The following is a 20,243-nucleotide window of genomic DNA, read 5'->3' as shown; positions in this document are numbered from 1 at the left end:
TGGCTTATTATGCATGTTTCTCAGTATAGGTTAACAAAGTTGATTTGTCAAATGAATTTCCTTCACGCCTGAAACCTAAAAAGAGAACTGCCGCAGGCATACCGCCCACAGCAGTTCTCCGTGTTTTTGTGTTTTTAACGGCCGCGACCACCGCCGCCGCCGTGGCTGCCGCCGCCGCCCATTCCACCGAAGGAGCCGCCGCCGAACGAGCCGCCCCCAAAGGAGCCACCTCCGCGGGAGCCACCGAAGGACCCGCTGCCAAAGCCGCCGCCCATGGGAGGACGGGGCGGACGCCGGTTGTTGTTCCGGGGCGGGCGGGGCCGGTCATTGCGGGGGCCGGGGCCATAGCCCGGGCCGTATCCGGGGCCGAAGCCGGGGCCCGGAGGGGGCGGCGGGCCGGGACGGTGCCGGCGGGCCGAACCTGCCATGTAGCCCCATGCGAAGGGACCCCAGTTCCAGCCTGCTGCGTGGCCGATGGGTGCAATGAACACCCGGAACACGAACAGTACGATGATCAGCATCACCATCAGGGACATGAACAGGATCACGATACCCAGAACGACATCCTCAAAGGTAGTGGGGCCGTCGTCCGGCTCCGCGTAGCTGCCATCGTCGTAGCTGCCATTGTTCAGATTTACCCCATAAACACTTGCAATGGTGTCGGCCACATTGTTGGCACAGGTGATTACTGCATCGCTGTAATCGCGGTTAACAAAATCACCTTCCATGGTCTGAGCGAGGGCACTGGCCTGACTTTCCAGCGTGGTGTTGCGGAAGCCGTCGCCGTAGGTCACGTAGTAATCGCCGTCCTCGTAGATGGGCGATTCCATCACCAGCAGGATCAGCACACCGTTGTTCTCGGAAGCCGAGCCGATGCCCCAGGCGTTGAGGGCCTGTGTTGCATAATCCTCAGTGGAATAATTACCCGTATAATCTACAGTCAGTACGCCGATCTGTGCTCCGTTGCAGCTGGACTGCAGCTGGTTGTTCAGATCAACGATGGTCTGGGTAGTGCTGTCGCTCAGGATGTTGGCATCGTCCACCACACATTCGTCTTTGGGCAGGTCCGGCAGGCTGGCGGCGGCAAGGGCCGCCGGGCACAGGGCCGCTGCGCCCACCACAAGGGCCAGCACCAGAGCGCTTACGCGTTTTGCAAAATTTTTCATGCGAAGGGTTCAACCTCCTTTACACCGGCAATGCTGCCCAGCACGCTGGCCGGGAAGCCGCCGGTCTCTTTCTGGTAGTCGTAAACGGCATCGTTGTATTTCAGGGTGCCGATAATGGTAGCCGCACTGTTGAACTGGCCGTACTGGCCCTGCACCGCGCCCATCTTCATGGGGTCTGCGGCCTGCTCCTGCAGCTTTGCGTAGAGCTGATCGATCCGCGACCCCAGCACCTCGTTGGCCTGATACAGCGCATGCATCGTGCTGCCCTGATAATAGGGCAGCGAGGTGAGTGCCTGACTTTTGCCGCCGTTCTGCACGGCTTCCAGACAGGCGGTAAAATCGCTCAGCGCGCTCTGTGCGGCCTGTACCTCGGCACTGTCCGCTCCCAGCGTGCTGCCGGCGGTGGTGATGATGTTTGCCGCCGTGTTCATGCGGGTGGTCAGCTCCTCGTTGAGGTTATAGCCGTTGTCTGCCGCCACACCCACCGTGTACCATTTGCGGACTTCGTTGTACCGGCTGCGCAGCTTGGCGCTGCCAAAGCCCAAAAAGGCCGCCAGCATCACCACCACGCTCAGCGCCAGTGCAGCTGCGCGGGTGGAAAGGGCTGCGGGCAGCTTTGCTTCCAGCCCTGTCAGCTTCTGCTGCAGAGGTGTCAGCGGCACGGCCTGCTCCGGCTGCTTTTGTTCGCGGTAGCTGCCCGCGTCAAAACCGCCGGAAGTGCTGTTCTGTTTTTGCGAAAAATCTGCGTTTGCCATCTCAGCTCCGGATCTCCATCATTTTTGCTTTCAGTTCGTCCTCGATGCGGTTCAGCTCCTGCTCGGCGGCAGCGCGCTTTGCGCGGCCCTCGCTCTGGATCTTGTTCAGCTCGTCCAGCGTCTCGATCAGGCTCTTGTTGGTCTGCTGCAGGGTCTCGATGTCCACCACACCGCGCTGGCTCTCCTTTGCGGTCTCGATGGTACCCATCTTCAGGGCCTCGGCGTTCTTCTTGAGCAGGTCGTTGGTCATGTCGGTCACGGCACGCTCGGCCTGCATGGCCTGCTGGCTGTGGGCCAGACCCAGTGCCAGCACCATCTGGTTCTTCCACAGGGGGATGGTGTTGACGATGGTGGACTGGATCTTTTCCGCCATCATGGTATTGTTGTTCTGCAAAAGGCGGATCTGCGGCCCCATCTGCAGGCTGATGTTGCGGGTCAGCTCCAGATCATAGAGCTTCTTCTCAAAGCGTTCGCACTGGTCGGCCAGATCACGAGCCGCCTGTGCATCCTCCGGCAGGCCGGAAACCTTGGCCTTATCCATGGCCTGCTGCAGCTCGTTTGCGCGCACATCGGCCAGCTTCTTTTTGCCGGCAAGGATATACATGCTCAGCTCCTTGAAGTAGGCCATGTTCAGATCATACATCTTATCCAGCATGGCGATGTCCTTGAGCAGCTGCACCTGATGGCCCTCCAGCATGGACTGGATCTTTTCCACGTTGGTCTCGGCCTTGTTGTACTTCATCTTCATGGCATCCAGCTGGTCGCCCTTCTTCTTGAAGAAGCCCAGAATGCCCTTTTTTTCTTCCTCGCCTGCATCAAAGCTCTTCAGCTCACCGATCAGGCTGGTAATCATATCGCCCACTTCGCCCAGATCCTTGGTGGCCACCTTGGAAAGGGCGGCCTCGGAGAAATCGCCGATCTTCTTCTGACAGGCGGAGCCGTACTGCAGCACCTGCTGGCTGTTGGTAATATCGATCTTTTCAGCAAACTGATCCACCATGGCCTGTTCTTCCGGGGTCAGGTTCACCTGCGGCTGCTCCGGTGCGGCAGCTTCCTGCTGGGCGGGTGCTGCCTTTTCCTCTTCTGCCGGGGTGGGGTCCAGCGTCAGGGTGGGTACTGCGGGTGCATCGAGGTCAAAGTTGAATGTATTATCAGCCATAAGAGATTCCTTCCTTTCCAAATACCGTTTACCTTTTTTCTTAGCTCAGGCCCTGCCCTTTGAGCATGTTCTGCAGCACCGTGATATCTGCAGAAAGGTCCATGCTCTCGGCGGCGTACAGGGCATCCAGCTGGTTTTCAAACGCCGTGGCAATGGAAGCAGCATTGTGCTCCACCTCGGTACGGATGGCTGCGGCATTCTCGCCGCGCACGCCCTGCTTTGCCAGCTTTGCATACTGCTGCAGAACGTTCACCGCATCCGGCAGGTAATAGTTTGCGAACCTGCGCACCTGCTTTGCCTTTTCCGGGTTTGCTTCCACCGCTTCCACAATGGAGCGGCCCGCCTTTTCCATGCGGGTCATGGCGGCAGAGAGCTGCGGGTCCGGCAGCTGCTCGTTGAGGGTGTGCAGGGTATCCAGTTTCTGCTGGATGTCGGTCAGCATCGCGTCCACATCCTCCACACCGGTGTGGAAAGGCACTTCGTGCTCCACCACCCGGGGCGGGCAGACCTTCTGTGCCGCACCAAAGGCCACAAATGCACCGCCCAGCGCCGCCAGCAGCGCCCACAGCTTATACACCGGCAGTACCGCGCACAATACCAAAAAGACCAGTGCCATTGCATAAAATGGCAGAACGCTGGGCTTTCTGGTGCGGATGATCTTGCTCATGTTTCTTCTCCTTGTCCGGGGCATTGCCCCTTATGTCATCCATAATACCGCACCCCGCGAAAAACGCAAGGCTTTCACGGATAATTTACAACCTGGCCATCATTTGTTGATCCACGGCAAGAGGGCCGCGCCCCAGATTTCGCGCAGCTTTTCCGGGCGGCAGGCAGCGTTTGCCGGGCTGGTGCTGGGCAGCTTTACCGCTGCAATGCCAGACACCGGCTGCAAATACTTTGTATAGATCCGGTATGCGGTGGCTCCGTTGCAGAATACTGCTTCGATGGGTGCCTTTGCCAGCAGAGCGGCAATATCATTCGGCACTGCATCCTTGATGGAAGCGTCCGCTGCGCCGGTGATGGTGCAGCGTTCCAGCGTGTCCCAGAGGGCCAGCCCATGGCGCAGGATGATCTGCTTTTTGGCTTCAATGTCCTCACGGGCAGGCACCGGCTCACCGGTCAGCGCGGCCATCATGGGCCAGAAGCGGTTCTGCGGGTGGCCGTAGTAAAAGGCCATCTCCCGGCTTTTGGGGCTGGGCCATGTGCCAAGGATCAGCGCCCGGCTGTGTTCGTTATACACCGGTTCAAAGCTCATTGTCCGCCTGCACTTTCAATTTTATCCCAAGGCGAGCCAAGGTCGCGGCCGGACGGCTCTGCTCTGGGGCCGTCGAACCACAGCTCATCGATCAGGTCGGCAAGGCCGTCCTCCCGCACATCGCCAATGATGCGGTCGGCGGCAGCCTTTGCGTCCGGCGTGCCGTTTGCCATGCAGCAGCCAAGGCCCGCTGCCTTCAGCATGGCCACATCGTTGGCAGAATCGCCTGCCGCCACGGCATCGGCCAGTGTCAGGCCCATCTTTTCGCACAGGTCGGCAAGGCCCACGCCTTTGTCCATTCCACCGCGCACGATGTCGTAGTAGCACAGGCCGTCGGCATTCTGCGCGCCCACCTGCATCCAGTGCAGGCCCAGATGGCCGTACTTTGCCGCAAAATCTGCCACGTGCTCCGGCGGCACTGCCGCAAAGGCCGCGTGGGGCATGTCGATCAGGTGGCGGTCCTGATCTTCGCCGTCCATACAGTCCAGCCCGATGCTGTTCATCTGCTGATAGCCCCTGTGCAGATATTCATACTCGCAGTAGGCGTAGCAGGCATCCCTGAAATTGAACTGCAGCGGATAGTTATAATCCTCGCAGAAATCCACCAGCGCGTACATTTCCTCAGCAGTGAGCGGGTGCTCGGCCACGATGCGGCCCTCGCGGTCCACCACACAGGCACCGTTGCAGGTGATGGCATAATCGAACCGGATGCCGCCCAGCTGGCCTTTGAGGTTGACGCACGGATACGCGCGTCCGGTGCTGAGCACAAATCTGCCGCCTGCGGCCTGCAGCTTCTTTACCGCCTTGACCACCTTCTGACGCGGCTTGCCCTCGCCAAAGGGCACCAGTGTGTTGTCGTAATCGCTTGCCAGAATCTTATATTGCATTCTATTCTCCCCTATGGAACTGAGTTTTGTATCAGTATACCATACTTTTTTAAAATTGGGGTGCATTTGGGCATAAAAATAAGGCTACTGCACAGAATTCCATGCAATAGCCTTATTTTGTTTCACGATGCCGTTTTCTTTGCAGCGCCTTCTCGGGATCACGCAAACACGGCCACGACCACCTGCATTGCCACGCCGAGGAATGCGCCTGCACCCCATGTCAGGCCGGTGATGAACAGGTTCTGCTTCCACGAAGGATTGGTGCGCCACAGCACCGCAAGGCCCACGCCTGCACCGGTGCAAAGGCCCGCCACCAGACTGGAAAAGCGCAGAGCACCTTCCACATACAGCTGGGTCAGCAGCACGCTGGCGGCGCAGTTGGGGATCAGGCCCACCAGCGCAGCCACTACCGGCTGGAAGAAGCCCATGCTGCCCAGAAGGTCTGCAAACACATCTTCGCCCACGCCTTCCACGATCAGGCCGAACACCAGACTGAACGCAAAAATGAACACAAAGATCTCCAGCGTGTGGCGCAGGGCCGTTTTCCAGATGGGGGCGGGCTTGCCCTCTTCGTCGCTGTGCTCCTCGTGACAGTCCACCTCGTCGGCATGGCCGGTGTAGCCGCCGCGCAGCGATTTGGGCAGCACGCCGCGCAGCACAAAATCCAGCACGAAGCCCACCACAATGGCGTATACCACCTTGATGACCATGAGCACAGCCAGCTTATTCCAGTAGGCCGGCATGGATACCAGCAGCGGGATGGCTTCGTCGCTGGTGGCAAGGTAGACGGCCATCAGGGTGCCCAGTGTGATGACGCGGGAGGAGTAGAAGTTGGACGCAATGGCCGAAAAGCCACACTGCGGCACACAGCCCAGCACCGCGCCCGGAATCGCGCCCCAGCGCCCGCCGCCTGCCAGCAGTGCTTCAATGCGCTCACCGTGGCGGGTCTCGATATACTCGATCAGAAGATAAGCCAAAAACAGGAAGGGCAGCATCTTGGCGGTATCCACCAGAGATTCGCCCAGAACATCCAGAAACAGTTCCATATACGCTCCTAAAAACGACCGTTCGTCGCTTCATTTTAGTAAATTGCAAATTGGTTGCATTTTTGAACAGGGATGATTATACACGATATTCTCTCCAATTGCAATACCAAAATGCAAATTGATTGCAAATTTATGTTATGGAACGCTGCATCGCAAAAAATACGATTTCAAATGGTCTCCGCTGATGCTCTGACCATTTTCAGCGGAATTATTATTTTATTTCGCAATTCTGGAAAATCTGCGGCTTTTCCAGAATTGCCTTTTCACGGGAGGAGTCATAACCGAAAGCGGAAGCTGCCGCGCTGGTTTCCTGCGGAAACATTCACGCGGCGGAATTAACGTTCTGCCCGCAAGCACAAGCCTTTCCTCCACGACCCCCGCCCATGAAAATGGGGTCCAGAAACACCCGCAGGCGTTTCTGGACCCCAAAATCAAAAATATAATTTCCTTAGCTTATGCGCAAAGCAACGCGGAGCGCATTCAAAATCGTCCCACACAGCAGGAGTCTGCCTTTTGTTTTACCCCTTCATTGGCACAAAGCCCACAAGGTCTTTTACCACCTCGCCGCCGATGATCAGGCCAGCCACCGAGGGTACAAAGGCATTGGAACCCGGCACCGAACGGCGCTGGGTGCACTTGCGCTGGGTGCCCGGAGGGCAGATGCAGTGATTCTTGCAGCTGATGTCGTCATCCTCGATGGGGGTCATGGCAGGCTCCTTGGAGTAGACCACCTTCAGGTGCTTGATCCTGCGCTTGCGGCACTCGGTACGCATCACCTTGGCCAGCGGGCAGACCGAGGTCTTGTAGATATCGGTCACTTCAAAGCGGGTCGGGTCCATCTTGTTGCCTGCGCCCATGGAGCAGATAATGGGAGTGCCCACCTCCTTGCACTTCATCACAAGGGCCAGCTTGCCGGTGACGGTGTCAATGGCATCCACCACATAGTCGTACTGGGTAAAGTCGAACTGATCCTGTGTTTCCGGACCAAAGAAGCACCGGTGGGTGGTCACCCTGATGTCCGGGTCAATGTCGTGGATGCGCTGCGCAGCCACATCTACCTTATATTGCCCTACTGTGCTGCGGGTGGCGATGATCTGGCGGTTGAGGTTGGTCAGGCAGACCTTATCATCATCGATCAGATCCAGTGCCCCCACGCCGCTGCGCGCCAGCGCTTCCACCGTGTAGCCGCCCACGCCGCCGATGCCGAACACCGCCACGCGGGAATTGTGCAGTTTTTCCATAGCTTCCGCGCCCAGCAGCAACTGCGTGCGGGAATACTGATTTTGCATTTTGTTCTCCTTGTTACTTTTCCACTCTCGTAATGGTGCCGCCGCCCAGCACGGTGTCGCCCTGATACAGCACCACGGCCTGACCGGGCGTAGGGGCGCGCTGGGGCTGGTCAAATTCCAGCCGGAAGCCGCACTCCGCCGGGTAGACGGTGGCGGCCTGCTCCACCTGGTGGTACCGGGTGCGGGCTGTGACCCGCAGCGGCCCGGTCAGCTCCGGAATGGCGATCCAGTTCACCTCGTCCGCATACACGATGCGGTCGAACAACATCTCCTCCGGCCCTACCGTGACGGTGTTTGCCTGCATGTCCTTGCCGCAGACGTACACAGGTGCCCCCATGGCAAGGCCCAGCCCCTTGCGCTGGCCGATGGTGTACCGCACCGCGCCGTTGTGGGTGCCCACCACCCTGCCGCTCTCATCCAGAAAATCACCTGCCGGGTAGTGTTTGCCGGTGAAGTCCTCCATAAAGCGGGCATAGTCGCCATCCGGCACGAAGCAGATGTCCTGACTGTCGTGCTTGCGGGCATTGACAAATTTGTGCTGCTCCGCGATCTCGCGCACCTCAGTCTTGTGCAGGCCGCCCAGCGGCAGACGGATATGCGCCAGCTGCTCCTGAGTGAGGTTGTAGAGCACGTAGCTCTGGTCTTTGCCCTCGTCCAGCCCCTTTTTGAGCAGGAAACGGCCGGTGGCCTCGTCCTGCTCCACCCGGGCATAGTGGCCCGTGACCACATACTCCATGCCGTGTGCCCGGGCCCAGTCCAGCAGATGGCGGAACTTCATATATTTATTGCAGTCGATGCAGGGGTTCGGCGTGCCGCCCGCCTCATACACGCGGACGAATTTTTCAATGATCTGTTCCCGGAAGTCGGCCGTGAAATCCAGCACCTCGTACGGGATATCCATGGCAAACGCCACCTCTGCCGCGTCCTCGATGTCCTTTTCCGAGCAGCAGGTGTGAAAGCCGGACTGTCCCAGCGTTTCGTTGCGGGTGAGCCGCATGGTGATGCCGGTGCAGTCATAGCCTGCCTGCTGCATGAGCCATGCCGCCACCGAGCTGTCCACGCCGCCGCTCATGGCAATGAGGGCACGCGGCTTTGAATCAGGGGTCTGTGTGGTCATAAGTTCTCCTTTGGTGCATTCAACACACTAAAACAGTAGTATAATAGTAACTCTGAAAAAAGAGCTTGTCAAGACGCCGCGAGCTGCTGCACTGCGGCCAGCAGGGCTTGCCGCTCGTTGGGATATTCTTCCCGGATCACACCGTCCAGCAGCGCTTCCAGCACTTTGCGGATGCCCGGCCCCGCCGGGACGCCTGCCGCCATCAGGTCGCGGCCATTCACAGCCAGCTGGCTGACGCGGCAGCATACGCCGTCCGCGTCCAATTGTTCGGCCAATTCGGAAAGTGCAGCAAAATCAGCCGCCCGTTCCGGCTGCAGGGCTGTGCCCAGTGCAGCAATGCGCTGCACGGTACACAAGTTATATTTGCCCAGTAGTCGGCGGGCGTAGATGGTAAAGCCGGGTGTGACGGTAGTTTCTCTGAGGACCGTCCGCTGGGGTGGGACCCTGTTGCCGAAGGCAATAGGGCGGGCGATGGAATGGCCTGCAACGGCAACGACTGCCGCCTGTGGCGGAAACAAGGAGTTGCTGTTGGGGCAGCGGCCAGCAGGATGCGAGTGCTGCTCAAAGCACGAAGCATCCGCTGGGTGCCGCAACCCGTACTCGTGTCCGAAGAGAAAGCTACCGTCACACCCTCTGGCTTCCCGCACCAACACCGCCGCCTCTTCAATCAAGGCGTTGGAGCAGCGCAGGCGCTTGAGGGTGCGGCGGATGCCATCCTCGCCAAGGCTGTACAGCAGCGCCGCCAGCCGGATGGACAGGTTTTCTGCACCCGCCGGGCAGGCATCCACCACCGGCTTTGCCGCCGCCAGTGCCTCCGATGAAAGCTCCGGAAGAATAACAAGCAGTATTTTTTTGTCAAGATATGCCGCAGGGGCGGGTGCGCTCAGCAGTTTTGCAAGCTCTTCCTCGATGCGCTCCACCGATACACAGTCCAGATGGGCACACAGCTCCTGTGCCGCCTGCGCCGTGGGCGGGTCGATGGCAAAGCCAAACCGGGCTGCGAAGCGGTACAGCCGCAGGATGCGCAGCGCGTCCTCGGTGAACCGCTGGCGGGGCACACCCACCGCCCGTACGATGCCGCTTTGCAGGTCGGCCTGCCCGCCAAAGGGGTCCACAAGGCCCTCTTTTTCATTGTAGGCCATGGCGTTGATGGTAAGATCCCGCCGGGCCAGATCCTCCCGCACATCCGGCACAAAGTGCACCTCGTCCGGGTGGCGGCCATCTGTGTAGGTGCCTTCTGTACGGAAGGTGGTGATCTCGTAAAGGGCACCGCTCTGCTTCACCGTTACCGTGCCGTGCTGCAGACCGGTGGGGATGCACCGCTGCGCGCCGAACAGCTCCATCACCTGCTGCGGCAGAGCACTGGTGCACAGGTCCCAGTCGTGCGGTGTAAGGCCCAGCAGACTGTCCCGCACGCAGCCGCCCACCACGTAGGCTGCATAGCCCGCCTTGTGCAGGGTGTCCAGCAGCTCTGCCGCACCCTCGTCCATCCGGATGGTCATGGCTGTGCCTCCTCGTACTGCAGGGTGATGCTTTTGCCGTCAAAGCCGCACTCCGCCGCCGGGAAGATGCTCTGTGCCTGCGCGGCATATTCCTCCGGGTCGGTGATCATGGGGGAATAATGGGTCAGCCAAAGCCGCTTTGCCCTCGCCTGCGCGGCAAGGGATGCGCTCTGCCCAAAGGTGCTGTGCCCCCACTGACGGGCCTGGTCTTCCTGCTCCGGAAGGGCATAGGTGGCATCGCATATCAGCAGGTCTGCGTCATGCGCCGCCTGCAAATAATACGGGCAGGGGGCCGTATCGCCGGAAAATACCACGCTCAACCCCTTGCGCGGGGCGCCCAGCACCTGCGCAGGCTGCACCGTTCTGCCCTCCACGGCAACGCTCTGCCCTTTCTGCAGCAGCTTCCATTGCTGCACCGGCACCCCCAGCGCCTGGGCCTGCTCCGGCGAAAATTTGCCTGCACGGGGCAGCTCCAGCCGGTAGCCAAGGCTTTTTACCCGATGCTTTGTGGCAAACGGCACCAGCCGCGCACCGGCAGGCCAGCCCTCGCTCAGCGCATCCAGCGCCAGCGGCTGGCCCGGCATAAGCACCTGCGGCTTCACCGGATAGGGCAGCGGGCCGGTCAGTGCCCGCACCGCCGCCCAGATATCCGGCAGGCCCTCCGGACCCAGCAGCGCAAGCGGTCTTGTGCGGCCCTGCGCCCCCAGAGTCTGCAAAAGGCCCGGCAGACCAAAGATGTGGTCGCCATGGTAGTGGGTCAGGCAGATGGCATCTGCCCGCATCAGGTTCACGCCCGCCCGGTGTGCCGCTGCCTGCGTGCCCTCGCCGCAGTCCCACAGCAGGCCGTGGCCGCCGCAGGCAGCAAACGCCGCCGAGAGTGCCCGGTCCGGCAGTGGCATGGTAGCCGCAGTGCCCAGCAGTGTGATGGTCAGCATAAAATCGTTCTCCCTGCACAGTAGATTTCGATATTTTATTGTACCACAGCCCAGCACGTTGCACAATCACTGCTGGCCGCGCATAGCATGGGCCAGCACAGCAAAAAGGGGGCAGCGGGATGAGACGCAAAAAAGGGGATTCTTTTTCTGGCAGGCCGCACAGCGGCCTTGGATGGGTGCTGCTGCTCGCCGCACTGGCCCTGTTTCTGCTGGCCGGTGCGCCCGGCTGCATGGCCCAGCGGATGGCGTGGTCTGCCCGGGGAACGATGATCTTTCTGCCCAGCGGGTTTTGAAAAAATGGGAGCATCCTGCTGCACAGAACGCTCCCATTTTTCTTTTTACTTTCCATCCGAATAGGGCAGCTGGCCGGTCAGGGTCAGCGTTTCGGCAAGTTCGTCCTCCGAGCGGAACCGCCACGCCGCCGCTCCCACGGCCACATAGCAGGCATCGGCACGACCCTCCGGTGTAACGGCAAGGATCATCGTTTCACCGTCGCCCACCGCCGTTACCATGCCATCCGCACTCACAGTTGCCACGCCCGGATTGCTGCTGAGCCATGTCATCGTTCCGTTTTTGGTGCCTGCAGCCTGCGCGGTCAGCTTCTGACTGGCTCCCACTGCCTGCAGCAGCATGGCGTTTTTGCTCATCTGCACCCGTCCGATCTCCGATGTGACCGTTACCGTGCAGCGCAGCACCTGCCCGGCTGTGGTCAGTGCGCTGATGACGGCCTTGCCGGACCCCTGCGCCTTTACGGTACCGTTTGTGCTTACCGATGCCACCGCCGGGTTGCTGCTGATCCACTGCCGCACATAGGTAAACCCGCCTTTGTTCTGTTCCAGCTTCAGCTGTTTCGTCGGGGCAGGCTCCTGCTCTGTAATGGTAAGCATCAGATCGCTGGTGTTCAGCACCAGGCGGCTGGCTGTGCTTTTGCGCACCGTGATGGTACAGGTGGTCTTTTCGCCGCGCTCATTGCGGGCCGTGACGGCCGCAGTGCCCTCGGCATGGCCGGTCACCTTGCCAGTGCCGTCCACCGATGCCACTGCCGGATCACTGGAAGTCCAGATCAGAAAGAAGTAGTCGTTGGGTGCCTGCACATTCAGGTAGGCCACCGGGGCCGGGTCTCCTTCGGTGATATCCAGCGTCAGTTCGGCAGTGTCCAATGTCATGCCGCTGTCCGGCAGCGGCTGCTCCTGCGCAGCATAGGCCGACAACGCCCCGGCTGCAAACAGTTCTGCGCACAGCACCACTGCACAAACACACGCTTTGAACCCCTGCTTCATGGGCTTTGCCCTCCCCGCCTGCTTTGCTGCAAGATCCTTTAAATATTCCTGTCTCCGTATTATTTTACACGCAGTGCAAAACCGGGTCAAGTTTTTTGCCCATTCTGCCGGGCAGCCGAGCCTTATTTTGTGGAGAATAATAAAATCCGCTTTTCAATTTTGTACAAAACGCCGCCGCACCCGGCAAACCGGATGCGGCGGCGCTGTTCTGCTTTTGAATTTGCAGCTTAGTAGTTGATCTTTTTCAGCTCAAAGTAGCTCTGCGGATGTGCGCACACCGGGCACTTAAGCGGTGCGGACTTGCCGATATAGGTGTAGCCGCAGTTCCGGCACTGCCATACCTGCTGCTCCTCGCGGGCAAAGACCTTGTTGTTTTTCAGGTTTTCGGCCAGCGCACGGTAGCGCTCCTCGTGCTCCTTCTCGATCTGTGCCACCATGGTGAACAGTGCTGCGATCTGAGGGAAGCCCTCTTCTTTGGCCTCCTTGGCCATGCGGGGGTACATCTCGGTCCACTCGTCGTGCTCACCGCCTGCTGCCATGTCCAGACAAGTCAGGGTATCGGGGATCGCGCCGCCGCACAGCAGCTTGAACCAGATCTTTGCGTGCTCCTTCTCATTGCTGGCGGTCTCCTCAAAGATCGCGGCCAGCTGCTCGTAGCCTTCTTTTTTTGCCATGCTGGCAAAGAAGGTGTACTTGTTGCGTGCCTGGCTCTCGCCTGCAAACGCTTCCATCAGATTTTTCTCGGTTTTGGTACCCTTCAGTTCCATGATGCTCTCCTTTCAAAAACGGATCTTCTGTCAGGATCGACCGATCCCGGCTCTATCATTCAGCCCGGCGGTAATTTTTTCGCCTGCGGCTCAGGTTCTGAACAGAGTATACCATATTTTTTGAGAGAAATCAAGAATAATTCCTATTTATTCTGAGAACATTTCTCAGTTATGTTGTTTCAGTGCACACACAGCAATGCTCAGGGCGCTCCACGCTGCCTGATACATCAGCACCGTTGCCACCGAAAGCTCCCAGATGCTGCCTGCACTGGTGAGCAGCGCTGCAATGATAATGGAGAACAGCACCGAGACCATCTGTACCGTGGTGGCGCTGCTCTCGGCGTTCTGGGCCTGATCCGCAGCCTGCAGGCCGCCGGTCAGGCTGGCAAACGCCTTGAGATGGATCATGCAGCAGGTATCCTCCGGGTCTTCCGGTGCGGCCTTGATGGCGTTGCACTGCTCCTGATCCAGCACGGTGATCATGCCTTCCGGCAGGCGGTATGCTTCGGTAATGTGGTGTGCAGTCAGACTGGGGTCCTGGCATGTGACCAGCAGGCGGATGTTCTCCTTTTGCAGCACGGCAAGGCCGCGGGCCACATTGCGCCCGCCCACATATTTCAGCACGAACATAGCGTGCAGGTTGCCGGACACAGCCAGATACAAAATTTGCAGCTCGCCGTTCTTCGAGTGCTGCATCTCGTATTCCTCGTCCGGCAGCGGCACGCCCTCCTGCTCCAGATAGCGGCGGGTACCAATGAGGATGCGGTTGTTATCGCACCAGGCGGAAAAGCCCAGCCCATGGTGCTGCTCCAGATCCTTGACCGGGAACAGGATGTCTGTGCGTTCCTCAACGATCTGGCGGAACAGCCCCTTCAGGGTGCCGTGGCTCTCGTTCAGCACGCTGGCCGCGTACAGGATGGCGCGGTCGATGCGGCCGCCCTTGAAGATGCGGATATCCTCCAGCTGTGCGCTGTCGGCGGTGAACAGGTCGTCTGCATCGATCTGCAGCGTATCAATGCCGCCCAGCTGCTCAATGGCCTGCCAGCCGGGCACGACTGCGCCCACAGCCGCAGCCGCACGCTGCAGCCGTAGCGAGGCAACGCCCGCGATCAAGGTAGAAGAAAGCGGTGCGCCCATGCACAGCACAGCGGCTATGGCAGCCGCAGCTTTGTTCCAGCCGGCACCTGCCAGCAGGAACAGCACGCCGCTGAGCAGGGCAACGCCCAGCAGGATGTACGAAACTTTGCGTGCACGGCGCTCGCTTGCGCGTTCGCTCAAGCTCTGCTCCACAAAGCCGTCAGCTTCCTTCATCGGGCGGCTCAGCAGCACCCAGGGGTCCTTCTGTTCCAGATCCCGTGCAAGGGCACGCAGCAGGTCTTTGTCCTTGGCGCGGTAGGCGCCCTCGAACTCCACACCATTGGTCACCAGCTCATAGCCGCCCTTGACAGCAGCCAGCATCACCCGGCTGCCCAGCAGCGCAAGGAACAGCCCCAGCGCGGCCATGCCGCTGAGCAGCGAGATGCCGGTGGTGCCGCGGTAAACATTTGCGTTCAGCATGGCTGTGACCGCCTGCACCAGCGCTGCTACTGCGGCCAGCGCCGGCATCGTCTCGGAAGAAGACCGTCCGCGCAGGCCGTTCAGGCCGTCGCGCAGCACCGGGAAGCCCACGCACAGGCTTGCTGCCAGCAGCAGCAGGTTTGCACCATAGAATGCCGCCGGGGCAGCATCCGGGTCCAGCGCCGCCATGGCGGGCAGCAGCCCATCCGACACCAAACCAAAATGCAGCAGCACCACAGCCAGAATGCCGCCCAGCACGCAGCGCAGCGTCAGCTCTGCGCTCATGCGGTGCAGCTTATCCACCGTAGCCTCCGGCTCGGGCAGCTCCGTTTCGGCATGTTCCTCCGGAGACACCGCGTCCTCCGCCTCAGCTTTCAGTTCCGGCTGTGGCGCAGCGGATGCCTTCTCCGGTGCCTGCTGCGGCTCTTCACCGTCCAGCGGCAGCAGCGGCAGGCTCATGGTGTCCTCTTTTGCGGCAGGCTCCTCTGCCGGGGCCAAAGGTGCCTGCGGTGCGTCCTCGCTCTGCGCCTTGCCAAAGAAATCGACCACCGGCTGCTTTTCCGGCTGCTCCGTTTTTTTCGGCTGCGGCACAGGTTCCGGCTGCAGCTCCGGTGCCGTCTCCTTTACCGCTGCAAACACAGCCGCGGGCAGCGGTGCACCGGACGGTTTCTTTTTGCTTTCAGCCGGTTCAGTTTCTGCTGCCGGGGCTGCTTCGGCCCTCGGTGCAGGCTTTTCCGGCTTCTGGTCGCTCAGGCCGTTGATCATCGCCTTGAGCTGTGCCATCTCCTGCTGCTCCTGCTCTTCCTGCGGCAGCAGCACCTCCGGCGCATTCTTGGGGTGCCGGAGAGGCTTTGCCGTGCTGTGCTGCTCTGCGGGTCTTGCCGCCGGGACAGCGCTCTGCCGGGGTGTTTCCGGCTTCACTGCCGCCGGGGGTTCTGCCGTTTGCGGTGCAGATTTTTCCTCCGGCTTTTTGGCGGGTGCTTCCGGCTGTGCATCCTCTGCTTCCTTTTCCAGAAAAGGCCACGGGGCCAGTTCCTGTTCCGGGTCTGCCTCCGGCTTCAGCATCAGTTCCAGATCCGCTTCCGGTTCCGGCTGCGCATCCTCACCCAGCCGCACCTCACCGGTGGGCATTTCCTGCGGCTGCTCTGCTGCAGCTTCGTCAGTCTCCTGCTTTTCCTTACCACGGCCAAACAGGCCAAACCGTTTCTGCGGCTTTTCCTCCGGCTGGTTTTCGTCTCTCCGGGTCATCTCCTCCGGGATATCCACCGCCGTGGTGCTGAAAAAGGAGCGGAACTTTTCATCCGGGGTCATTTCCCGGCCATTATTTTTATCTTTCGGCATTCTAGTCCCTCCTGTAATTCAAATTGAGGTTCCGGCCCGAATGCCGGATCATGCCTGCTGTGCTGCGCGCTGGGACTGGATCTCGTACAGAATAATGCCCGCAGCCACCGACACGTTGTAGCTGTCCACACCGGTGCCCGGTGCTGCCATATCCAGCCGCACCACGCCGTCGCACAGCTTTTTCACCAGCTGCGAAACACCGCTGCCCTCGCTGCCCAGCACCAGTGCAATGGGGCCGGTCAGGTTGTTCCTGCGCAGAGACACGCCGTCCATATCGGCGCAGTAGACGAACACGCCCTGCTCCTTCAGGCGGCGGATGGTCTCGCCGATGTTGGCCACACGAGCCACCGGCAGGCGTTCTGCGGCACCTGCGCTGGACTTGATAACGGTGGGCGTCACCGATGCGCCGCCGCGCTTGGGGATCACGATGCCATGCGCACCGCACAGCAGAGCACTGCGCATCACGGCACCCAGATTGTGCGGGTCTTCAATGCCATCGCTCAGCACCAGAAAAGGTGCCTCGCCCTTGTCCTTGGCTTCTGCCATCAGGTCGTCTACCGTCACGTATTCGATCTCGCTGGCAAATGCCGCCACACCCTGATGGCTCTCGGTGCCGGTCATCAGGCGCAGCTTGTTGGGGTGCACCCGCTTCACCGTGGCACCCGCTTCCTTTGCCAATGCGGTATAGTAAGCCGCCACGGCCGGAGCCATGCCCTCAGCAATGAGCACGGTGTCCACGCCGGAACCGCTTTTCAGCAGTTCGGTCACCGGATTTTTGCCATAAACAAGGCTCTCGTTCTTCTGCAGCGGCTCTTCCGGGCTGCGGCGCGGACGGCGCGGCTGGTTCTTTTCTTCCATGATGATTTTCTCCTTCCGTTGTATCACCGGAAGGTGCTGTGCACACCCTCCAAAAGGCGCGCCGCACTCTGGGCCGCGCACCGGTATGATCTGAAGATGATAACTCATTTTGAAGTATAGCATAAGCCGACCTTGTTTGCCAGCAAATTACCGTTTTTTATCCGCGTCCTGCAAAAGTTTTTCTGTTCGTGGTGCCGGAGACCGTTTCCGCTTTTTTGCAGAAATGTTCTGCCGCCCTGCATCAGCTTTACCCGGCTGCTGGGTAGATATCCCTCTGTTTTGCCGGAGAAAAAAGTTTTCCACAAAAACGCGGTATACAATCCGTAGAAGAGCGATTATTTTTCCACATGTTGAAAACCCTGTGGAGAAAGTTCAAAAGTCCAGCTTTAAAGCCTGTTTTGCCTGTGGAATTCCACACTTTCCACAAGGTTTTCCACTTTTTGGTTCGACCTTTTTTGATTTCCTGCGTACAATTTGTAGAATACAAGTCGGAAATATGACAATTTTTTGAACTGCATCCTGTCCGCTTTTGCCAAATTGCCCAATATCATTTTGACGAATGTGGATCTGTGTTGAAAATCCGTCCTTCATCAAGCTTTCTGTCTTTCGGCCGCTCGTTGCACATTATATGGAAATTTGTTGCATTCTATCGAATATACGCGCTTCTGGCAGTAACCCCCTGCACCCTGCCAGAAACAGAATCCCCGCATTGTTACAGGAAAAGCACCGGTTTGGATTGATTTTGGCCGCTGTTTGGGGTATACTAATTCTGTAGGTTCGTTAAACCGTGCACAAAGCGGATATGAAACGAGCAAGACCCCAATGATTTTGTGGAGGTAATGAATAATGTTGGTAAATGCAACCGAAATGCTGATCAAAGCACGTGATGGCCACTACGGTGTGCCTCAGTTCAACATCAACAATCTGGAGTGGACCAAGTCCGTTCTGACCGCCTGCGAGGAAATGAAGAGCCCTGTGATTCTGGGTGTTTCCGAGGGTGCCGGCAAGTACATGACCGGTTTCAAGACCGTCGCTGCCATGGTCAGCGCAATGGTCGATTCCATGGGCATCACCGTTCCCGTTGCCCTGCATCTGGATCACGGCACCTATGAGGGCTGCAAAGCCTGCATCGAGGCCGGCTTCTCTTCCATCATGTTCGATGGCAGCCACTACTCCATCGAGGAGAATGTGGAAAAGACCAAGGAGCTGGTTGCTCTGGCACACGCTAAGGGCTTGAGCATCGAGGCCGAGGTCGGTTCCATCGGCGGTGTCGAGGACGGCGTCGTGGGTGCCGGCGAGATTGCAGACCCCGAAGAGTGCGCAAAGATCACTGCTCTGGGCATTGACTTCCTGGCTGCCGGCATCGGCAACATCCACGGTGTCTACCCGGCAAACTGGAAGGGTCTGGACTTCGAGGCTCTGGACCGCATCCACAAGGCCACCAATAACATTCCTCTGGTTCTGCACGGCGGCACCGGCATCCCCGACGAGATGATCGCAAAGGCAATCAGCCTGGGCGTTTCCAAGATCAACATCAACACCGAGTGCCAGCTGGTGTTTGCTGAGGCCACCCGCAAGTACATCGAAGAGGGCAAGGATCAGCAGGGCAAGGGCTTCGACCCCCGCAAGCTGCTGGCTCCCGGCGCAAAGGCCATCGAGGCCAAGTGCAAGGAGAAGATCGAGCTGTTCGGCTGCGCAGGCAAGGGCTAAGCGGAAGCTCGTATCGTAACCGGTACACCACCCAATAAAGTATGCGCCCCCGCTGCACCGTTATGCACAGTGCAGCGGGGGCGCTTTTTACTTTATATGCGAGCACTCAGACGCGGGTCTTTTCCATATCTCCAAAAATGTATTGCATACAGTCCTGCACCCAGAAGCAGGCAAAAAATCGAATAGCTAAGGATCGGAAGCCGCAGCAGTACGATCTTACCCGCGATCTGGGTAAAGAACCAGCCCGTTCCATACAGAGTCACGATATAAAGCACCAGCCATGTAGCATATTTCAGCCAATGCTCTCGTGGCGGAAAGCCTACCTGCTCCATCATCCGGCGGAACAGTGCGCAAAAAACCGTCACTGCAACAACAAGCTGCATCAGATAGCCTACAGAAAGTTCAAAAAACCAATCACCAATTACCGGGTAAAGCAGCAGCCCTTCCACGCCCCACTCAAAGAAGAAATACAGCGGTGCAACAAACCAGAAGTAATCCGCAGCTCTCAGTGTTTTCAAACATGGCTTGACCTCCTCTACAAAGGTTTTTGCATCCGAAATCGAATCGAACAGTTCCTGATTTTCTGCATTGGCTTGGATGGAAATATCAAGCAGATCGCTGCACACAAGTTCAATGCCGCAGAAATCCCAGCTGACCCGGCGAAGATACCGGATCACATCTTTCAGCTGCTCCTGGCTTTTTTCGTTCAGCAGCTTTGTACGCATCCGATTTGCCTTTCGCAACGCAAAATACTTATTCATATGGCTCCTCCTTAAAAATTTTCTCCACCAGCTGGCAGAGCTGATACCAATCCTGCCGAAACTCAAGAAGTGCCTTTCGACCTTCTTCAGTTACAATATAATATTTCCGGCTCGGCCCCTTAGGGGAAGGTCTGCGTTCTACTGTAACCTTTCCTTGCTGCTCCAGCCGCAGCAGCAGCGGATAAAGCGTGCTTTCACTCAAGTCAGAAAACCCGACCTGTTTTAGATGCATCACGATCTCATAGCCATAGGTCGGCTCTCTGCTAATGAATTTCAGAACACAGAATTCCAAAACGCCCTTGAGCAATTGTGTGTTGTTTTCCACTGGATACCTCCTTTTGCCTATTATGTAATACATAGTAGCTTATCTATATTGTATTGCATAGTAGTATTTTTGTCAAGTCCTGTCCTGTTATCATTTCGACCAAAATCCGCTCCATATTTTTGTGCAACAAAAAAGCCCTGAGATTTCTCTCAGAGCTTTCTGTTCAAGTCGGCGACTACCTATTTTCACGCGCCGTTTCCAGCGAACTATCTTCGGCACAAGTGAGCTTAACTTCTGTGTTCGGAATGGGAACAGGTGGAACCTCACCGTCATCGACACCGACCGATCTGACTGAACCAGTATAACATGTTTGTCGTACTTTGTCCAGTATTTCTTAGAAGGACGTGCCTTCAAAACTGAATAATCACTGCTCACATTTTTTCGTTGACTCTCAGAGTCTCAAGCGAATTGTGGTCAAGCCCTCGACCTATTAGTACACGCTTGCTGAATGGATCGCTCCACTTACACATCGTGCCTATCAACCTTGTAGTCTTCAAGGGGTCTTACTTGTTTGAAACAATGGGATATCTTAT

19 protein-coding genes and 2 rRNA genes are annotated in these 20,243 nt (G+C 58.4%); 2 read left to right on the top strand and 19 right to left on the bottom strand.

Going from position 1 to position 20,243, the window contains the following annotated elements; genetic code table 11:
* Positions 1 to 134: 134 nt before the first annotated feature.
* From GKG36_RS11520 to GKG36_RS11470, 11 genes are all read right to left on the bottom strand, one after another.
* Positions 135 to 1,166, bottom strand: a complete 1,032-nt coding sequence (locus GKG36_RS11520; protein WP_154260832.1) for a TPM domain-containing protein — start codon at positions 1,164 to 1,166, stop codon at positions 135 to 137.
* Entirely contained in the window at positions 1,163 to 1,921 is a 759-nt protein-coding gene (locus GKG36_RS11515) for a LemA (protein ID WP_154260830.1), read from the bottom strand. Before GKG36_RS11515 ends, GKG36_RS11520 begins: the two co-directional genes overlap by 4 nt.
* Position 1,922: 1 nt before the next feature.
* Entirely contained in the window at positions 1,923 to 3,080 is a 1,158-nt protein-coding gene (locus GKG36_RS11510) for a toxic anion resistance protein (protein ID WP_154255897.1), read from the bottom strand.
* A gap of 40 nt (positions 3,081 to 3,120) precedes the next feature.
* The gene (locus tag GKG36_RS11505; protein WP_005941432.1) at positions 3,121 to 3,747 is read right to left on the bottom strand and encodes a 5-bromo-4-chloroindolyl phosphate hydrolysis family protein; all 627 of its coding nucleotides are present in this window, start codon (positions 3,745 to 3,747) and stop codon (positions 3,121 to 3,123) included.
* 99 nt (positions 3,748 to 3,846) lie between these two features.
* Positions 3,847 to 4,335, bottom strand: a complete 489-nt coding sequence (locus tag GKG36_RS11500; RefSeq protein ID WP_005941430.1) for a DNA-deoxyinosine glycosylase — start codon at positions 4,333 to 4,335, stop codon at positions 3,847 to 3,849.
* Positions 4,332 to 5,222, bottom strand: a complete 891-nt coding sequence (locus GKG36_RS11495) for an HAD family hydrolase (protein WP_173012966.1) — start codon at positions 5,220 to 5,222, stop codon at positions 4,332 to 4,334. Before GKG36_RS11495 ends, GKG36_RS11500 begins: the two co-directional genes overlap by 4 nt.
* A 158-nt stretch (positions 5,223 to 5,380) precedes the next feature.
* Positions 5,381 to 6,268 carry a putative manganese transporter gene (locus GKG36_RS11490; protein ID WP_154260826.1) on the bottom strand — a complete coding sequence of 296 codons (888 nt, stop codon included), beginning with the start codon at positions 6,266 to 6,268 and terminating at the stop codon, positions 5,381 to 5,383.
* 518 nt (positions 6,269 to 6,786) lie between these two features.
* Positions 6,787 to 7,557 (bottom strand): tRNA threonylcarbamoyladenosine dehydratase, encoded by a 771-nt coding sequence (locus GKG36_RS11485; RefSeq protein ID WP_154260824.1) that lies wholly within the window; start codon positions 7,555 to 7,557, stop codon positions 6,787 to 6,789.
* Positions 7,558 to 7,570: 13 nt separating this feature from the next.
* Positions 7,571 to 8,674: a tRNA 2-thiouridine(34) synthase MnmA gene (mnmA, locus tag GKG36_RS11480; protein ID WP_154260822.1), complete on the bottom strand. Its 1,104-nt coding sequence runs from the start codon at positions 8,672 to 8,674 to the stop codon at positions 7,571 to 7,573.
* A gap of 68 nt (positions 8,675 to 8,742) precedes the next feature.
* Entirely contained in the window at positions 8,743 to 10,176 is a 1,434-nt protein-coding gene (locus GKG36_RS11475) for a tRNA nucleotidyltransferase (protein WP_154260820.1), read from the bottom strand.
* On the bottom strand, positions 10,173 to 11,111 hold the full coding sequence (locus tag GKG36_RS11470) for a ribonuclease Z (RefSeq protein ID WP_154260818.1): 939 nt from the start codon (positions 11,109 to 11,111) through the stop codon (positions 10,173 to 10,175). Before GKG36_RS11470 ends, GKG36_RS11475 begins: the two co-directional genes overlap by 4 nt.
* A 119-nt stretch (positions 11,112 to 11,230) precedes the next feature.
* On the opposite strand from GKG36_RS11470, the gene GKG36_RS11465 reads away from it, so the two are divergent.
* Positions 11,231 to 11,404 (top strand): hypothetical protein, encoded by a 174-nt coding sequence (locus GKG36_RS11465; RefSeq protein ID WP_154260816.1) that lies wholly within the window; start codon positions 11,231 to 11,233, stop codon positions 11,402 to 11,404.
* A gap of 45 nt (positions 11,405 to 11,449) precedes the next feature.
* Here GKG36_RS11465 and GKG36_RS11460 read toward each other — a convergent pair whose 3' ends face one another.
* The 4 genes from GKG36_RS11460 to rlmB form a co-directional block, all read right to left on the bottom strand.
* Positions 11,450 to 12,391: an Ig-like domain-containing protein gene (locus GKG36_RS11460; protein WP_154260814.1), complete on the bottom strand. Its 942-nt coding sequence runs from the start codon at positions 12,389 to 12,391 to the stop codon at positions 11,450 to 11,452.
* 227 nt (positions 12,392 to 12,618) lie between these two features.
* Entirely contained in the window at positions 12,619 to 13,158 is a 540-nt protein-coding gene (gene rbr, locus GKG36_RS11455) for a rubrerythrin (RefSeq protein ID WP_154260812.1), read from the bottom strand.
* 165 nt (positions 13,159 to 13,323) lie between these two features.
* Positions 13,324 to 16,056 carry a cell envelope biogenesis protein OmpA gene (locus GKG36_RS11450; RefSeq protein WP_154260810.1) on the bottom strand — a complete coding sequence of 911 codons (2,733 nt, stop codon included), beginning with the start codon at positions 16,054 to 16,056 and terminating at the stop codon, positions 13,324 to 13,326.
* Positions 16,057 to 16,104: 48 nt separating this feature from the next.
* Positions 16,105 to 17,037, bottom strand: a complete 933-nt coding sequence (rlmB, locus tag GKG36_RS11445) for a 23S rRNA (guanosine(2251)-2'-O)-methyltransferase RlmB (protein WP_154260808.1) — start codon at positions 17,035 to 17,037, stop codon at positions 16,105 to 16,107.
* 723 nt (positions 17,038 to 17,760) lie between these two features.
* On the opposite strand from rlmB, the gene fba reads away from it, so the two are divergent.
* Entirely contained in the window at positions 17,761 to 18,624 is an 864-nt protein-coding gene (fba, locus tag GKG36_RS11440) for a class II fructose-1,6-bisphosphate aldolase (RefSeq protein WP_005941384.1), read from the top strand.
* A gap of 92 nt (positions 18,625 to 18,716) precedes the next feature.
* On the opposite strand, the gene GKG36_RS11435 is transcribed toward fba, so the two are convergent.
* The 4 genes from GKG36_RS11435 to GKG36_RS11420 all read right to left on the bottom strand — a co-directional run.
* The gene (locus GKG36_RS11435; RefSeq protein ID WP_154260806.1) at positions 18,717 to 19,385 is read right to left on the bottom strand and encodes a hypothetical protein; all 669 of its coding nucleotides are present in this window, start codon (positions 19,383 to 19,385) and stop codon (positions 18,717 to 18,719) included.
* Positions 19,378 to 19,710, bottom strand: a complete 333-nt coding sequence (locus tag GKG36_RS11430; protein WP_120081349.1) for a PadR family transcriptional regulator — start codon at positions 19,708 to 19,710, stop codon at positions 19,378 to 19,380. The genes GKG36_RS11435 and GKG36_RS11430 overlap by 8 nt, the downstream gene beginning before the upstream one ends.
* A gap of 166 nt (positions 19,711 to 19,876) precedes the next feature.
* Positions 19,877 to 19,993 (bottom strand): 5S ribosomal RNA (gene rrf, locus GKG36_RS11425).
* 127 nt (positions 19,994 to 20,120) lie between these two features.
* Positions 20,121 to 20,243: ribosomal RNA gene (locus tag GKG36_RS11420) — 23S ribosomal RNA — on the bottom strand; the annotation flags it as partial.

Origin of the sequence: Faecalibacterium sp. BIOML-A1 (genome assembly GCF_009679715.1) — a bacterium.
Lineage (GTDB): Bacteria > Bacillota > Clostridia > Oscillospirales > Ruminococcaceae > Faecalibacterium > Faecalibacterium taiwanense.
Note: the sequence above shows the minus strand (reverse complement) of the source record. Positions and strands in the feature narration are given on the sequence as shown.

Coding starts and splice junctions, on each gene's coding strand:
- GKG36_RS11450 (WP_154260810.1), bottom strand. CDS start 16,056: ATGCCGAAAGATAAAAATAATGGCCGGGAAATGACCCCGGATGAAAAG.
- GKG36_RS11435 (WP_154260806.1), bottom strand. CDS start 19,385: ATGAATAAGTATTTTGCGTTGCGAAAGGCAAATCGGATGCGTACAAAG.
- fba (WP_005941384.1), top strand. CDS start 17,761: ATGTTGGTAAATGCAACCGAAATGCTGATCAAAGCACGTGATGGCCAC.
- rbr (WP_154260812.1), bottom strand. CDS start 13,158: ATGGAACTGAAGGGTACCAAAACCGAGAAAAATCTGATGGAAGCGTTT.
- GKG36_RS11470 (WP_154260818.1), bottom strand. CDS start 11,111: ATGCTGACCATCACACTGCTGGGCACTGCGGCTACCATGCCACTGCCG.
- GKG36_RS11475 (WP_154260820.1), bottom strand. CDS start 10,176: ATGACCATCCGGATGGACGAGGGTGCGGCAGAGCTGCTGGACACCCTG.
- rlmB (WP_154260808.1), bottom strand. CDS start 17,037: ATGCTATACTTCAAAATGAGTTATCATCTTCAGATCATACCGGTGCGC.
- GKG36_RS11465 (WP_154260816.1), top strand. CDS start 11,231: ATGAGACGCAAAAAAGGGGATTCTTTTTCTGGCAGGCCGCACAGCGGC.
- GKG36_RS11495 (WP_173012966.1), bottom strand. CDS start 5,222: ATGCAATATAAGATTCTGGCAAGCGATTACGACAACACACTGGTGCCC.
- mnmA (WP_154260822.1), bottom strand. CDS start 8,674: ATGACCACACAGACCCCTGATTCAAAGCCGCGTGCCCTCATTGCCATG.
- GKG36_RS11485 (WP_154260824.1), bottom strand. CDS start 7,557: ATGCAAAATCAGTATTCCCGCACGCAGTTGCTGCTGGGCGCGGAAGCT.
- GKG36_RS11505 (WP_005941432.1), bottom strand. CDS start 3,747: ATGAGCAAGATCATCCGCACCAGAAAGCCCAGCGTTCTGCCATTTTAT.
- GKG36_RS11460 (WP_154260814.1), bottom strand. CDS start 12,391: ATGAAGCAGGGGTTCAAAGCGTGTGTTTGTGCAGTGGTGCTGTGCGCA.
- GKG36_RS11510 (WP_154255897.1), bottom strand. CDS start 3,080: ATGGCTGATAATACATTCAACTTTGACCTCGATGCACCCGCAGTACCC.
- GKG36_RS11520 (WP_154260832.1), bottom strand. CDS start 1,166: ATGAAAAATTTTGCAAAACGCGTAAGCGCTCTGGTGCTGGCCCTTGTG.
- GKG36_RS11490 (WP_154260826.1), bottom strand. CDS start 6,268: ATGGAACTGTTTCTGGATGTTCTGGGCGAATCTCTGGTGGATACCGCC.
- GKG36_RS11500 (WP_005941430.1), bottom strand. CDS start 4,335: ATGAGCTTTGAACCGGTGTATAACGAACACAGCCGGGCGCTGATCCTT.
- GKG36_RS11515 (WP_154260830.1), bottom strand. CDS start 1,921: ATGGCAAACGCAGATTTTTCGCAAAAACAGAACAGCACTTCCGGCGGT.